Genomic DNA, 15070 nt, shown 5'->3' with positions numbered 1-15070 from the left:
CGGGGCTACACGTACCAGCAGCGGTGGCGGAGGCTGCCGCGGACGCGGCCGAGGAGGTTCCCGGCGTGGAATAGCCACCTGCCGGTCGGCACCCCGGTGATCGCGGTGGGCAGCAACGGATTCCGCAGCACTACGTACGCCACCTCATCGAGTGTCCCGTACCACTTCCGCCGCGGCAGCCCGTACGAGCGGTAATCGGAGTAGAGACGGACATCGCCCTCGCCGCACATGACCGACTGCTTCCACAGGCCACTGAGCGTGTCGCGGAGCCGATAGGCGACCAGTGCCCGCGGCGCATGGCCCAGCACACCGCCCGCCAACTGGACCCGAATGGTGAAATCCGAGTCCTCGGCCCCTCGGTCGTACGCGGTGTCGAATCCGCCCACCGCGGCGAAGACGTCCTTCCAGACACCGAGGTTGCACGTCGGCGACACCCGCAGGAAACCGGGGAACTCATACGGAGTCTCCGGCGGCAGCATGCCGCGCCAGCGTTGCACGTGCGGGGCGTTGAGGCTGTCGGTCTCGACCGCGCCGCCGACCGCCGAATACGTCCGCGCGACCGCCGTCAGCTCGGTCAGCCACTGCGGATGCGCGCGGTCGTCGGCGTCGCAGAAGGCGATGAAGTCGCCGCGCGCGGACTCCACCCCGATGTTCCGGGCCACGGACGCACCGCGTCCGGCCGAGGCGTCCACCCGGCGCAACTGCAGGCGGTCGGCGAGCGGGTGGTCCGCGAGATGGTCGGCGAGACCGTCGGTGGACCCGTTGTCGGCGACGATCACCTCGAAGTCGCCGGCGTAGTCCTGCCCGGCGAGCGCCGCCAACTGTTCGTCGATGACCGCGGCCGCGTTGCGCACCGGGATCACCACCGAGACCAGCCGGGGCAGGCCGCGGTCGGGTTCGGCGGGGCGCTCCCCGATCGCCCGCGCGCGGTCGGCGGGCCGCATCGATCGCAGCAGTGTCCGCTTCGGAATCTTTCCCGTCTCCCCGCGCAACGCGGCGCGGGTCCCGGCCGCGGTCAGGTACGCGCGCGCCGGCCGATGGCTGCCGATCAACATCGCGCGGCCTCGGACGAATGTGTCCTTGGCGATCGACACCGCGCACCACAGCGGCTCGCGCCGGCCGTAGCGGCGATACAGGGCGAGCCGGTTCCGCGCGATGTAGTAGTGGCGGAACGGCGCGTCCTGCGAGAACTCGATCGCCTCGCCGTCTGTGCCGCCGCGCGCGCCTTCCCGCATCAACGGACGCATGAGCGGGCGCAGCGGACGCGGCGGCGTCCACCGGGCTCGGTGGCCCAGGCTGTGTTCGATCCGACCGCCGGGAACGATGAGCGCCGGTGCCCCGCGCTCCCGTGCGCGCAGATAGAACTCGGTCTCGACGCAGTCGATGAACAGGTCCTCATCGAACAGGCCGATCGCGGCGAAGAGTTCCGCGGTCACGACCAGGCCGGACTGCAGCGGTTCGAAGGCGAGCGTCAAGCCTCGCTCGGCGAACCAGAAGGGCGCGACGTCGTCGTTGATGAGTGCGGGCGAGACCATCACCTCGGTGAGTCCGAGCGAGGCCGCCAGATGCAGATGGGTGCGGGCACGGTTGAGGTAGTCGCCGTCGATCAGCGTGTCCTGGTCGAGGGTCAGGACGGCGTCGGCCCCGGCGTCCAGTGCCCGCCGCACACCGATGTTCAGCGCGCTGGCGATGCCGGCGTTGCGCGGAGCGCACACCACATGCGCGCCTGCCTCGGCGCACCGGTCCAGGATCGTCCGCACGGCGGATTCCTCACGGTCCCCACGGTCGGCACGGTCGGTCAGGGACGGGGAGCCGTCGTCGATCACGACCACGGATTCGGCCTGCTCAACCGCCCGCCGGACGACGTCCACCAGTCGGTCGGTCGGCTCGAAGGACGTGACGACCGCGGCCACGGTCAGATCAGTCTTGGGGACCGGTGAATCACTCGTCATCTGAATACTCGTCATCACCGGTTCCTTCCTCCGCTCCCGTGTTCGCGGCGAGCGCGGCATGCACGGCCGCAGCCGTGCCGGCCGCGAAGGGCGCACGCATCATCGAATGGTGATCTCCCGGCACACGCACCTCGGTGACGCCCCCGGTCGCCAGAAGTGACCAGGTCGCGGGGTCGTCGGGGTTCGATTCCGCGGCGATCATCGTGACCGACCCGGGGTACGGCGTGGGCCGGTGCTGTCGGATCAACGCTCGTCCCAGATCCCAGAAGACCGTCCACTGCAATGTCGCCGGCAGCCGCCACAGTCCGGCGGTGGCGACCAGGAATCTCATCGCGGCGCGATTCCAGGCACGGTTCCAGGCGGAGAGCCTCCGGGCCCCGGTACCGCGCGCCGGCGGCACAGCAGACGCAGTGACAGTCGCAGCGCCAGTGACAGTGCCGGTGGTCCGCCGATCCGGCAGCGGCAGCGTGTCGCCGGTGTCCGCAGTACCTGCGACCGCATCACCGTCCCGGCCGGCGGCGAGACGAGCGCGCAGTTCCGGCTCGAACAGCGTGTCGATGAGAACGACGTTCGCGCGCTCACCCCGTCCGTGGAGGATCGCGGCCGCCTCGAGCATGACGAAGCCGCCGTACGAGTAGCCCGCGAACCGGTACGGTCCGGCGGGCTGCACGGCACGGATCTCCCGGATGGCGCGGCGGGCCGCGGCGCGGATCGAACGGTCGGCGCGGCCGCGTTGTTCGAGACCGTGTGCCTGCAGCCCGTAGACGGGACCGTCGCCGGGCAGTTCGCGAACCACCGGAAGCAACGCGGCCGCCGGGCTGCCCGCACCCGCCGCGAAGAACAGCGGCACCCCGGTGCCGTCGCGCAACCGGCTCAGCGTGCCGCGCGCCGCGGTCTGCGCGCGGTCGCGGTGCGCGTCGTCGAGCAGCACCGCCAGGCCCGCGACCGTCGGTGTCTCGGCGAACTCGGCCGTCGAGAGGTCGACGAGCCAGCGGTCGCGAAGATCGGCGAGCATGCGTGCGGCGGCGAGCGAATCACCGCCGAGCGCGGTGAAGTCCTCCGACCGGCCCACCTCGTCGAGCCCGAGCACTGTGCACCACAGCGCGGCCAGTGCGGCTTCGGTGGGACCGCGGACGGGCTCGATCACTCGTTCGGGAGGCGGCGGCAGAGCGGCGCGGTCCACCTTGCCTCGTTCGGTGCGCGGGAACTCGGTGAGCACCACGATGTGCCGCGGCGTCATCCACTCCGGCAGCGAGTCTCGCAGCGCCGCACGTACTTCCGACGGCGCGGGCGCCCACGTCGCCGGATCCACGGCGAGGTAGCCGGTGAGTTCGCCGGCGTCGCGATCGGCGACCACCGCGGCGTCCACCGCCCACGGCAGCTGCCGCAGCGCGAACTCCACTTCGGCGGGCTCGACTCGATAGCCGCGCACTTTGATCGCGTCATCGAGCCGGCCGAGAAGGAGCAGGTCGCCGGTCTCGTCGAATCGGCCCAGGTCGCCGGTGTAGAAGCGGGTGCGACCGTCGTCGAGCCGGACGAAGCGATCGGCGGTCAGCGCCCGATCGCGGTGGTAGCCGGCAGCCAGATACCGGGACTCGACGACGATCTCGCCGGTCTGACCCACCGGCACATCGTCGCCGTCGTCGCCGACGATCCGGATGCGCTTGCCCGCTGCCGGCGTGCCTGCGGCCAGCGGCCCGGGCACCACCGCCCGATCGCGCGGGAACAGGTTGAAGGCGAGGTCGCCGGTCTCCGACGACCCCGACCAACAGCAGAAGGTGCCTCTCGACAGGACTGTGCGGCGTGCGAGTTCGACGTCGCTGTGGTGCGACGGCTCGCCGCACACCGACAACAGCCGGAGGTCGTTGAGCCCGCCCGTCCTGCCGGCGCCATCAGCGCCGGCGCTTCCGGCGAGCCAGGCGCGCAACAGCGACGGAGTGGCGTGCGCGGTGGTGGCCGCTTCGCGATCGAGCCAGTCGCGCAGATCGGCGGCGCTGCGCCTCCGCACGTCCCAGAGCAGCATCGTCGCACCGTTGATCAGTGTCATCACCAGGCAGTCGAATCCGGCCCCGAAGCTCAACGGCAGAAGCACTGCGGCTCGGTCGTCGGGGCGAAGACCCATGAACTCCCGGCCGTCGCGCGCCTGGTTGGTCCAGCCCCGCTGCGTGTGGGCGACGCCCTTCGGCCGCCCCGTCGATCCCGACGTGAAGATGAGCACCGCGATGTCGCCCGGTGCGGGCTCGGGAACCGGTTCGGGCGCGTCCGGGAGCGCTCGGATCTCGGCCGGGCTGAGTTCCCGCGCGCCGGAGAGTTCCAGAATGTGGCCTCGTCGGTCGTCCGGCAGAAAGGGATCGAGCAGCACCAGTGGCCGGCCCGAGCACAACACCGCCAGGATGGCGGCGACCGAATCGATGTCGGACTCCGTCTCGACCGCGACCAGGCGATCGCGGTCGGGTACCGCGGCGGCGATAGCGCGGCCGCGGTCCTGCGCCCGAGCCACCAGTTCGGCATAGGTGATCGAGCCGTCCGGGGTGCGGACCGCCACCGCCTCCGCGCTGGCCGCGGCCACGGCCAGCCACTGCGCGACCACCGTCTCGCCGGCCGCATCCCGCACCGCCTGCAGGTGCGACTCCGCACGCCTCGGCGGGATCGCGGTCTCCGCCGAGGTCATCGGTCCAGCCCGGCGGCGATCGTCGGCCAGGACCGGTGCAGCTCGTCCTGCCAGTAGTTCCAGGAGTGGGTTCCAGTGGGGCGCAGATGCACGGTCGCCGGGATGTTCAGCGACCGCAAGCGCTGCGCCATCGCGGCCGTGCATGCCGACGTGGCGGCCTCGAGGGCACCGCCCACCAGGATCTGATCGGCGATCGGCGGCGCCCCGGGTGCTTGATGTTCGGGAGTGTCGTAGCGTCCCAGCAGCCCGCTGCCGCTCGACAGATACAGCGTGAGCCCGCGCAGGCCGGCCGCGTTGACGTACGGGTCGTTGCGAGTCCACCCGGGCGAACCGGCCGGTCCCCACATGTTGGTCGCGTCGGCGCCCGCCGCGGTGTACACGATGCCGCGCACGGCGGCTTCGCCTTCCGGTGTGCTCGTGCGCGCGCAGCCGCTGTACGACGCGACCGACCGATACAGCCCCGGTCGCGCGATCGCGAGGTTGAAGACCGATGTGGCCGACATCGACAGTCCGGCCACGGCGCGACGGCCGTCGGAGGCCAGGGCGTCGTCGACGACGGGCGGCAGCTCGCGGGTCAGGAACGTCTCCCATTGCGGCCGGCCGATCTTCGGGTCTCGTGACACCCAGTCCGTGTAGTAGCTGCCGATCCCCTTCTCGGGGATCACGACGTTGACGTGCTTGCGGGAGAAGAACTCGAGCGCATCGGTCTGCGCCAGCCAATTGGCCCCGTCCTCGCCTCCGCCGGCACCGTTGAGCAGGTACAGCGTCGGCGCATGCTCCTCATTCACCGGCGGTCGGAGCACCAGCAGCGGGATGTCGCGATTCATCGACTCCGAGTGGACGGTCATCCGCCACAGCGTCTTGTCCAGACGTTCCAATGCAACGAGCGATCCCGTCGTCTGCACTGGCGCCGCCATAGCTGTCGGCGCTACCGCGAAAACCGCTGTCACCAGCCCCGTCACGGCCGCGGTCGCCATCGCGGCGACTCGGATTCGGCCGGACCGGCCCCGCTTGATCTTCCTCATATCTAGGTAAGACTAACCTAATAGAGAGCGCAGGACGCATGCGGCGTCCCAAGAACAACAGGGCGAGCACGAGCAGGCGAAGAGAAGTCGGAGTTCGACGCAGTTGACGTTCGACACGGTTGGTCCGACGCGGGTCCGACGCCGTTGGAGTCCGCCGAAGAACCCGGCGACAGGAAAGATACGGGCCGCCGTCGGCGCGATCACTGCCGCCGGCGTTGCTCCGCCACCAGGACTCGAACCTGGAATGCCTGAACCAAAATCAGGAGTGTTGCCATTACACCATGGCGGATTGCCGCGGAGACGATTCTGCCACAGGGCCCACCGCACACCACCACGCCGTCACCAACGCTGGCCCCATGGGCTCTCGCACCTCTCCGCCACTCGCCCCGGGGTGCCGGAGAACCACCCCTCGCCGCACTCCGGCACCCGACCGCACCGATCGATGCGACCCAACCGGATGGTACATCCGGCAGAAAGTCGTACCACCGGAATCACCGATCCGCGACACTGACCCACCCTCCGGCGCGCACCGGGCGACGGCTACTTGAGACCCAGCACCGGAAGAAGGAACTCGCGCGCGAAATCCGAGAGCTCGCCGATGTCGTCGTAGTCCATGAGGTCACTGGGGATGGTGAGGAACGACCCCGCGATCCGGACCACCAGGTCGGCAGCCGGTATGGTCCGCACCCGCTTGGGGATGTTCCCTGCGGTCTGTTCGCGAAGGATCTGGTGCGCTACGAAGTCGCGCACCACGGTGAGAGTACGACCGTCGCCGCCGCCGACGAAGCCGGGCACCATCGCCGGCTCGGTCTCGAGCAGCTTTCGGATCAGCGGATTGCCGCCGATGGTCCGCAACGACGTCACGAAGGCCTGGACCACACGGTCGGCCGGGGTCGGCGCCTGCGCCATGACGTCGAGAAACTCGATGAAGTAGTTCTGGAACTCGCGGACCATGACCGCGTCGACGAGCGCGTCCTTGGTGGCGAACTTGCGGTAGATCGTGATCCGAGCCGTCCCGGCACGTCGGGCTACCTCTTCCATCGACGTGCGCCCGATCCCCGTTTCACAGAACTGCTCATACGCAGCGTCGAGCAGTCTGGTCCGCGTCCGGTCGGTCTCGACGGTGTCGGTCTGCACCGCCTGCTGCATCGCACGCTCGAAGAGCGTGGCCTCGACCCGCCCGGCCGCAGGGATCACCACTGGCCTTCAACTCCTCTCCAGTACCTACCCGACTCCTTCACGCTACGGCATCGGACGACCGCCCCATGCTCCGAATCCCGAGGCGTCCGACCCCGGCGACGCCGTGTTGCAAGTGTCGCTCCGTTGTTTCATATGGGCCGATGGGCGACCGCGCACCGTCAGTCGTCCACCCACTGCAGGACATCCCCGGGCTGACAGTCGAGAACACGGCAGATCGCGTCCAGCGTCGAGAATCGCACCGCTTTGGCGCGGCCGTTCTTGAGAACCGCGACGTTGGCCGGCGTGAGGCCGACGCGTTCGGCGAACTCGCCCACGCTCATCTTGCGACGCGCCAACTCCACATCCAGGCGCACGACGATGGCCAATTCAGATCACCGCGTCCATGTCCGCACGCAGCGTCGTCGCCTGGCGCAGCAGCGATCTCATCACCACCATCAGCAGCACGAGCAGCAGGCAACCGAGTCCGACAACGGTCAGCAGGAAAGGCAGGCCGGGATCGTCGAGCTCTCCGAACAGCGCCAACGCCGCCAACAGCCCGGCGGGTACGAGACCCGCGGCGGCGACCGCACAGATGATCGTGTCCACCCACCGGAACGACGATCGGTCGAAGATCCGGTCGCGACGGACGTGACCGAGGAGCATCCATGTCGCAACGAGGACGACCTGCAGGCACAGGAACTCGTAGCCGACCAGGAAGGTCGCCGACCATCGTTCGCCTCCGGTCATCTCGCCGATGCTCTCGCGATAGCGGAACTGTCCGGGAAACGAGAGCGTCTGCAGAACGGTGACCCCCGCGAACAGCAGCACCAAGGTCGCCCGCAAGGGCCAGTAAGCGAGTGTGACAGCACCGTCCATGTGTCGATTATCGACGGAAATCTATCGAAATAGCTAATGACGGCGCACCGCACTGTCGCGCACGCCACTGCGCACCTCGCCGAATAACACCTGACCGCACCGGCTGCGTAGGATTTGCCCCGGCGTACCTCCGCGGGATGGAAAGCTCTGCAGGAGTGCGTCGACGCTCGCGACCTTGAGATGCGGAGGGACTCGGATGACCGGACGACCGGCCCAGTCGAACGAAGAAGTCGCCGTCATTGTGCTGGCGGCGGGTGCCGGTACCCGGATGAAGTCGAAGACCCCGAAGATCCTTCACGAGATCGGCGGACGCAGCCTGCTCGGCCACGCACTGCACGGCGCCGCCGAACTCGACCCCGATCACCTCGTCGCCGTCGTCAGTCACGAACGCGAGCGGGTCACCGCCGCCATCGGAGAGATCGCCGAGGAACTCGGGAGGCCGGTGACCGTCGCCGTTCAGGATGAGCCGTTGGGCACCGGCGACGCCGCCCGCGCCGGAATGACCGGACTCCCCGACGACTTCTCCGGAACCGTCTTGGTCACGGTCGCCGACGCCCCGCTGCTCGACGGCGCCACGTTGTCCGCGCTCGTCGCCGAACACTTGCGCGACGACGCGGGCGAACCGGCCGCCGTCACGCTGACCAGCTTCATCGCCGACGACCCCACCGGCTACGGACGAATCGTCCGGGCGGGCGGTCCCGGCCTGGACATCGCGTCGTCGGACGTCCTGGCGATCACCGAGCACAAGGACGCGACCGAGACCGAACGCGCGATCACCGAGGTGAACGCCGGGATCTACGCGTTCGCCGCCGACATGCTGCGGACCGGCCTGACCAGCCTGTCCACCGACAACGTGCAGGGCGAGTACTACATCACCGATCTCGTCGGCATCGCGCGCGAGGCCGGCCGGGCCGTGCACGCACTCACCGTCTCCGATCCGAGCGTGGTCGCCGGCTGCAACGACCGCGCGCAGTTGGCCGATCTCGGAGCCGAACTGAATCGCCGGATCGTCCGCAAGCACATGCTCGCCGGCGTCACCGTCGTCGACCCCGCGACCACCTGGATCGACGTCGACGTCACGCTGGGCCGGGACGTGCGCATCGAGCCGGGCACCCAGCTCCGCGGCCGGACCTCCGTCGCCGACGACGCGGTGATCGGCCCCGACACGACGCTCACCGACGTGATCGTCGGCGAGGGAGCTGCGGTGATCCGCACCCACGGTTCCGACGCGCAGATCGGGCCCGGCGCCGCCGTCGGCCCGTTCGCGTATCTGCGACCCGGCACGGTCCTCGGCGCAGACGGAAAGATCGGTACGTTCGTCGAGACCAAGAACGCCCAGATCGGCCAGGGCACCAAGGTCCCGCACCTGACGTACGTCGGCGATGCGGAGATCGGCGAGAAGACCAACATCGGCGCGTCGAGCGTCTTCGTCAACTACGACGGCGTGGCCAAGCACAAGACGGTCATCGGCTCGCATTGCCGCACCGGCAGCGACAACATGTTCGTCGCCCCTCTCACGATCGGCGACGGTGTCTACACGGGCGCGGGCACCGTGCTGCGCGACGACGTGCCGCCGGGAGCCCTCGCGGTGTCGGCGGGCGCCCAGCGCAACATCGCCGATTGGGTGATCGCCAAGCGCCCCGGCACCCCTGCCGCCGACGCCGCCCGCGCCGCCCAGCAGAATCACACCCAGCAGAATCACACCCAGCACGATCACACCCAGCAGACCGAATAGCGTCACCCTGCGCCGACGGCGGCCACGAACCGCCCCGGCGCTCACACTCCGAGTACAGAAGCCGACCGCCTAGGAGAGAATGAGTCACCCATGACTTGGACGACCGACAATCAGAAGAACCTCATGCTGTTCGCCGGACGGGCACATCCCGAACTGGCGCAGGCCGTGTCGGACGAGCTGGGCGTTCACATCACCCCGCAGACGGCGCGCGACTTCGCGAACGGCGAGATCTTCGTCCGCTTCGAGGAGTCGGTCCGCGGCAGCGACGCCTTCGTGCTCCAGAGCTGCCCGTACCCGATGAACCAGTGGGTCATGGAGACCCTCATCATGATCGACGCGCTCAAGCGCGGCTCGGCCAAGCGCATCACGGCGATCATCCCGTTCTATCCCTACGCACGCCAGGACAAGAAGCACCGCGGCCGCGAGCCGATCTCGGCGCGCCTGATCGCCGATCTGCTCAAGACCGCGGGCGCCGACCGCATCGTGACGGTGGATCTGCACACCGACCAGATCCAGGGCTTCTTCGACGGCCCCGTCGACCACATGCACGCACAGGGCCAGCTGGCCGAGTACGTGCGCAACAAGTACGGCACCGACAACATCTGCGTGGTGTCTCCGGACGCCGGCCGTGTGAAGGTCGGCGAGAAGTGGGCCGACTCGCTCGACGGTGCTCCGATGGCGTTCGTCCACAAGACGCGCGACCCCGACGTCCCCAACCAGATCAAGTCGAACCGCGTCGTCGGTGAGGTCGCGGGCAAGACCTGCGTGCTGATCGACGACATGATCGATACCGGCGGCACCATCGCGGGCGCCGTGTCGGTCCTCAAGGAGGCCGGCGCCGGCGACGTCATCATCGCCACCACGCACGGCGTGTTCTCGCATCCCGCCGCCGAGCGCCTCGCCACCTGCGGCGCCAAGGAGGTCATCGCGACCGACACGCTGCCGATCCCCGAGGACAAGCGTTTCGACAACCTGACGGTCCTGTCGATCGCACCGCTGCTCGCGCAGACCATCCTCGAGGTGTTCAAGAACGGCTCGGTCACCAGCCTGTTCAACGGGAACGCCTGACCAGTACCGCATACCACGCGAAAGGCACGACGCGAGACGCCATGGCCCGGGAGACCGGCCATGGCGTCTCGCGTTCGTCTAAGCGGCGTGATCCGCCCGTTCAGACCGTTCAGACGGTCTGTTCGATTCCCTCGATCGCGACGTCGACCGTCTCCTCCGATCCGGTCGCCGCGCCACCCGGAGCGTCGGACCGTCCGGGGATGAAGAACGCCAGCACCAGCGCGGCCACGGCGGCGCCGGCGGCCAGCGCCATGATCCAGCGGAACGCGCTCTCCGACGGCACTGCCACGCCACCGAGCGTCATGGTCATCTGCGCGACGATCACACCCGCCAGCGCACTGGCGAAGGACGTGCCGAGCGAACGCATGAGCGTGTTGAAGCTGTTCGCCGCACCGGTCTGCGACGGCGGAACCGCTCCCATGATGAGCGCGGGCATCGCACCGTAGGCGAGTCCGGTTCCGAATCCGATGATGATGCCGATGACGATGAGCTGCCAGATCGAGTGCAGGGCGAAGACGCCGAGCAGGTAGCCCAACGCCACCACGATGGCGCCCACCATCAGGGTGATCCTCGGTCCGAAGGTGTTGGTCAGCCACGACGAGAGCGGTGCCGCGAGCAGGAGCATGATGCCGAACGGCGCCATCACCAAGCCCGCCACCATCATCGACCCGCCGAGACCGTAGCCGGTGGCCTCCGGCATCTGGACCACCTGCGGGAAGACCATGCTCGCCGCGAACATCGCGAAACCGAAGACGATCGAGGCGATGTTGGTGAACAGCACCTGCGGGCGGACGGCGACGCGGACATCGACGATCGGCTGCGAACTGCGCAGCTCCCAGCTCACCCACAGGATGAAGAGCACGATCGCTGCGGCGAAGCAGCCGAGGGTGGTGCCGCTCGACCAGCCCCAATCGGCGCCCTTCGAGACTGCGAGCAACAGCGCGAGCAGACCGCCCGACAGCGTCACGGCGCCGACGTAGTCGAAGCCGCCGCCCGACTTCTCCGGCGACTCCGGAACCACGATCACGACAGCGATCGCGCCTACGACACCCATGATCGCCGACACCCAGAAGAGCCAGTGCCAATCGGCGTACTCGGCGATCAGTGCCGCCAGCGGAAGCCCGAAGGCGCCGCCGACGCCCAGCGATGCACTCATGGTCGCGACCGCGCCGGCCAACTTCTCCTTCGGCAGCACGTCGCGCATCACGCTGATGCCGAGCGGAATCACACCCGCCGCGAGACCCTGCAGAGCTCGTCCCACGATCATCGGCACCACCGACGTGCTCAGCGCACCGATCACCGAACCGACGATCATGATGCCCATGCTCACCAGCAGCATGCGCCGCTTGCCGAACATGTCACCCAGCCGTCCCATCACCGGCGTCGCGACCGCCGCTGCCAGCAGTGTCGCGGTGATCACCCACGCGGTATTGGACGCCGGCGCGTTCAAGTACTCCGGCAGGTGCGGAATGATCGGGATCACCAGCGTCTGCATCAAGGAGACGACGATGCCGGCCAACGCCAGGACCGCTACGACGGCGCCGGTGGCCGGCGCTTTCTCCAGGGCCTCCGGGCCCGTTTTCTGTTCAACCATCTAAGAACGACCTCATCCGATACGAATGCGAGCGGGTCGGTGCCCGCTCGCGAGGAGTGTGTCCACACACTATCCGGAGGGTCCTCCGGATAGCAATGCGAGAGCGGCTACTGTCGTATCTGCAACACCGGCGACGACGAGAACGAGGAACGGGGGACACCGACGTGCCTGCCGCACCCGAGCCCGGGACCCGCCTGCGTTCAGACGCACAGGCGAACTACAACCGTCTTGTCGCAGCGGCGACGACGGTGATCGATCGTGAGGGCGCAGACGCGCCGCTCACCCTCATCGCGGCGGAAGCCGACGTCGGGATCGGCACGCTCTACCGCCGCTTCCCCACACGCGCGCACCTGATCGAGGCCGTCTATCGGCACCGGATCACCACCCTCTGCGACACCACCGAGGACTTCCTCACCGACGAGCCGACGCCCCACGCCGCATTGCAGGGCTGGATGACCAGGTTCGTCGACATGCTGATCACCCATCGCGCCGTCCCCGACGCGATCCGCCCGCTGTTGGCCTCGGACACCGACTTCCGGACCGAGACACGCAACAATCTGATCGCGGCACTCGTCCGGTTCCTCAGCGAAGGACGGCGAACGGGCACCATCCGCGAGGACGTGGATCCGGTCGACATCCTGCGCGTACTGACCGGCATCGCCTTTCTCAGCGAGACCTCCGACCACGCCCGCGGCTCGATCGCCCTGGTGGCCGACGGGCTCAGGCCCCAGCAGAGCTGATCGCAGCAAGCCGGCACCCAGTAACCTGGACCGCGTGGACGCCACGATCTATCACAACCCCCGCTGCACCACCTCCCGTAACGCACTCACCCGGCTGCGCGAGGCGGGCGTCGAGCCCGAGGTCGTCAAGTACCTCGACACCGGTTGGACGCGCGAACAGCTCACGGCCATGTTCGACGCCGCCGGGCTGACGCCCGCTCAGGCGGTCCGCAGACGCGAGAAGCTGTACAAGGAACTCGGGCTCGCCGACGCCTCGGACGACGAGCTGCTCGATGCGATGGTCGACCATCCGGTTCTGGTGGAGCGGCCCTTCGTCGTCACCGAGAAAGGCACCCGGCTCGCCCGGCCGATGGACCGACTCGACGAGATCCTGCCGTAGCCCGCTAACGATTCGGCCCCGCTAACGATTCACGCTGTACGCACTCACCGGATCCTCGAGCGGCCGATGCAAACCCGGAACGACCACCGCGGCGAGCGCGCGGACGAATCCCCGGGTGCAGTTCCAGAAGTCGAAGTAGTCACGCCACACGGCGATCCGGCCTTCGCGTACCTCGTTGCGGCCGCATACCCAGAACTGGATCCGCAACGGCCCCACCCGCAGTTCATCGATCCGTTCGGTCAGCACCACGCCGTCGTCGTCGGCGCTGATCGCGCGGATCTGCGCGTCGAATCCGATGCGATCGCCGTTGAGCCCGCGCATCACCTTCGCGAACCGTCGCTTGCCTCGTACGGTCGGCAGCGAGACGTTGGTGTACACGATCTCGTCGTCCACGCATTCCAGGGCCGCCTCGACCCGGCCCTGGGCGAGGTCGGCGAAGAAGGCGTGGACGAGATCCGTCGGTTTCTGTGAGGTCATGCCCCGATGGTATTCTTGCCGCTGTTGTCTCGGCGAGGGTGCGAAGTCACCGTTATCGGCGCGACGGTCACCAGCTCTGCGGACTGCGTCGTCAGTCCACTCCTCGACCGTGTGCGGCGACGCTGAGGCGCCACCACGAAGAATCCCGAACCGAGGAGAATCGCATGGCTACCGCCCCGCAGCTCGCCGCCGCCGTCCGTGAAGAGAAGGGCAAGGGCGCCGCGCGCCGCGCCCGCGCCGCAGGCCAGGTCCCCGCCGTCCTGTACGGCCACGGCACCGACCCGGAGCACCTGCTGCTCCCCGACCGTGAACTCGCCGCCATTCTGCGCGCCAACGGTGTCAACGCCGTCGTGGAGCTCGACATCGCCGGCCAGAAGCAGCTCGCGCTGACCAAGCAGGTCGACGTCCACCCGATCCGCAACTACATCGAGCACGTCGACCTGCTCATCGTCAAGCGCGGCGAGAAGGTCAACGTCGAGGTCGCCATCCTGATCGAGGGCGTCGCCGCCAGCGGCACGCTCACCATTCAGGACGCCAGCGCCGTCGAGGTGGAGGCCGAGGCCCTGCACATCCCGGAGAACATCGTCGTGGACGTCCACAACCTCCCCGCGGGCACCAACGTCACCGCCGCCGACCTGAAGCTGCCGGCCGGCGTCGAGCTGATCACCGACCCCGAGACCCTCGTGGTCACCATCGAGGCCGCCAAGACCGCCGCGGAGACCGTGGGCGAGGAGGCCGACGAGGAAGCCGCCGAGGACGCCGCGGAGTGATCTCCCCGGCTGGACGGCTCTGAGTGAAACTCATTGTCGGACTGGGCAATCCCGGTCCCGCTTACGAGAAGACCAGGCACAACGTCGGCGCGATGGTCGCCGACGGCCTGGTCTCCTCGTACGGCGAGAAATTCTCCGTGCACAAGCGCTCCGGCGCGCTGACCGCCACTGTGCGCATCGGCGGCGAACCGGTACTGGTCGCGAAGTCACGGACGTACATGAACGTCACGGGCAGGCAGATCGGCCCGCTGGCGTCGTACTACTCGGTCGCTCCCGGCGACCTGATCGTGCTCCACGACGAGCTCGACATCGACTTCGGTTCCGTGCGTCTCAAACTCGGCGGCGGTGAAGGCGGGCACAACGGCCTGCGCTCGATCAGCCAGACCCTCGGTACCCGCGACTACCTGCGCGTCCGCCTCGGCATCGGGCGCCCGCCCGGACGTCAGGATCCGGCCGATTACGTCCTCAAACCGTTTCCCGGTTCGGCGAAGGCCGAGGTGGAACTGCTGGTGGCCAACGGTGTCGACGCCGCCGAACTGCTCGTGAAGCAGGGACTCGAAGCCGCTCAGAACGTCGTTCACGCCTGGTAGTCGGCCCGACGTCA

General features: G+C 68.6%; 14 protein-coding genes and 1 tRNA gene. 6 read left to right on the top strand and 9 right to left on the bottom strand.

The genetic code is table 11. The features are described 5' to 3' along the window. Positions 1 to 5: 5 nt before the first annotated feature. From GSI01S_RS19595 to GSI01S_RS16255, 7 genes are all read right to left on the bottom strand, one after another. Entirely contained in the window at positions 6 to 1967 is a 1962-nt protein-coding gene (locus GSI01S_RS19595) for a glycosyltransferase family 2 protein (protein ID WP_233500099.1), read from the bottom strand. Continuing rightward, positions 1942 to 4623 carry an AMP-binding protein gene (locus GSI01S_RS16280; protein ID WP_006897709.1) on the bottom strand — a complete coding sequence of 894 codons (2682 nt, stop codon included), beginning with the start codon at positions 4621 to 4623 and terminating at the stop codon, positions 1942 to 1944. The genes GSI01S_RS19595 and GSI01S_RS16280 overlap by 26 nt, the downstream gene beginning before the upstream one ends. After that, positions 4620 to 5648: an alpha/beta hydrolase gene (locus tag GSI01S_RS16275; protein ID WP_039867917.1), complete on the bottom strand. Its 1029-nt coding sequence runs from the start codon at positions 5646 to 5648 to the stop codon at positions 4620 to 4622. Before GSI01S_RS16275 ends, GSI01S_RS16280 begins: the two co-directional genes overlap by 4 nt. A gap of 218 nt (positions 5649 to 5866) precedes the next feature. After that, a tRNA-Gln gene (locus tag GSI01S_RS16270) sits at positions 5867 to 5937 on the bottom strand. A 251-nt stretch (positions 5938 to 6188) separates the two neighbouring features. Then, the gene (locus GSI01S_RS16265) at positions 6189 to 6848 is read right to left on the bottom strand and encodes a TetR/AcrR family transcriptional regulator (RefSeq protein WP_006897707.1); all 660 of its coding nucleotides are present in this window, start codon (positions 6846 to 6848) and stop codon (positions 6189 to 6191) included. Positions 6849 to 7006: 158 nt separating this feature from the next. Beyond that, positions 7007 to 7213, bottom strand: coding sequence for a helix-turn-helix domain-containing protein (locus GSI01S_RS16260; protein WP_006897706.1), 207 nt, complete (start codon positions 7211 to 7213; stop codon positions 7007 to 7009). A gap of 1 nt (position 7214) precedes the next feature. Beyond that, positions 7215 to 7703, bottom strand: a complete 489-nt coding sequence (locus GSI01S_RS16255) for a DUF2975 domain-containing protein (RefSeq protein WP_006897705.1) — start codon at positions 7701 to 7703, stop codon at positions 7215 to 7217. A 196-nt stretch (positions 7704 to 7899) separates the two neighbouring features. Between GSI01S_RS16255 and glmU the strand changes: the two genes are divergently transcribed. Together glmU and GSI01S_RS16245 are read left to right on the top strand one after the other, a co-directional pair. After that, a complete protein-coding gene (gene glmU, locus GSI01S_RS16250; protein WP_039867915.1) occupies positions 7900 to 9438 on the top strand; it encodes a bifunctional UDP-N-acetylglucosamine diphosphorylase/glucosamine-1-phosphate N-acetyltransferase GlmU in 1539 nt (512 codons plus the stop codon). A 90-nt stretch (positions 9439 to 9528) separates the two neighbouring features. Next, positions 9529 to 10506 carry a ribose-phosphate diphosphokinase gene (locus GSI01S_RS16245; protein ID WP_006897703.1) on the top strand — a complete coding sequence of 326 codons (978 nt, stop codon included), beginning with the start codon at positions 9529 to 9531 and terminating at the stop codon, positions 10504 to 10506. A 109-nt stretch (positions 10507 to 10615) separates the two neighbouring features. On the opposite strand, the gene GSI01S_RS16240 is transcribed toward GSI01S_RS16245, so the two are convergent. Further along, the gene (locus GSI01S_RS16240) at positions 10616 to 12100 is read right to left on the bottom strand and encodes an MFS transporter (RefSeq protein ID WP_006897702.1); all 1485 of its coding nucleotides are present in this window, start codon (positions 12098 to 12100) and stop codon (positions 10616 to 10618) included. Between the two features lie 164 nt (positions 12101 to 12264). Between GSI01S_RS16240 and GSI01S_RS16235 the strand changes: the two genes are divergently transcribed. Both GSI01S_RS16235 and arsC read left to right on the top strand, forming a co-directional pair. Then, positions 12265 to 12840, top strand: a complete 576-nt coding sequence (locus GSI01S_RS16235; protein ID WP_006897701.1) for a TetR/AcrR family transcriptional regulator — start codon at positions 12265 to 12267, stop codon at positions 12838 to 12840. Between the two features lie 34 nt (positions 12841 to 12874). Continuing rightward, a complete protein-coding gene (gene arsC / locus GSI01S_RS16230; protein ID WP_006897700.1) occupies positions 12875 to 13219 on the top strand; it encodes an arsenate reductase (glutaredoxin) in 345 nt (114 codons plus the stop codon). A 21-nt stretch (positions 13220 to 13240) separates the two neighbouring features. Here the strand turns inward: arsC and GSI01S_RS16225 are convergent, their stop codons facing one another. Next, a complete protein-coding gene (locus GSI01S_RS16225) occupies positions 13241 to 13696 on the bottom strand; it encodes a limonene-1,2-epoxide hydrolase family protein (protein ID WP_006897699.1) in 456 nt (151 codons plus the stop codon). 164 nt (positions 13697 to 13860) lie between these two features. Between GSI01S_RS16225 and GSI01S_RS16220 the strand changes: the two genes are divergently transcribed. Both GSI01S_RS16220 and pth read left to right on the top strand, forming a co-directional pair. Next, positions 13861 to 14466, top strand: a complete 606-nt coding sequence (locus GSI01S_RS16220) for a 50S ribosomal protein L25/general stress protein Ctc (protein ID WP_006897698.1) — start codon at positions 13861 to 13863, stop codon at positions 14464 to 14466. Between the two features lie 23 nt (positions 14467 to 14489). Beyond that, entirely contained in the window at positions 14490 to 15056 is a 567-nt protein-coding gene (gene pth, locus GSI01S_RS16215; RefSeq protein WP_006897697.1) for an aminoacyl-tRNA hydrolase, read from the top strand. Positions 15057 to 15070: the final 14 nt, after the last annotated feature.

The sequence above is a fragment of the Gordonia sihwensis NBRC 108236 genome (genome assembly GCF_000333035.1).
Lineage (GTDB): Bacteria > Actinomycetota > Actinomycetes > Mycobacteriales > Mycobacteriaceae > Gordonia > Gordonia sihwensis.
The sequence above is the reverse complement of the archived record's forward strand: the minus strand, read 5'-3'. Positions and strand labels throughout refer to the sequence as shown.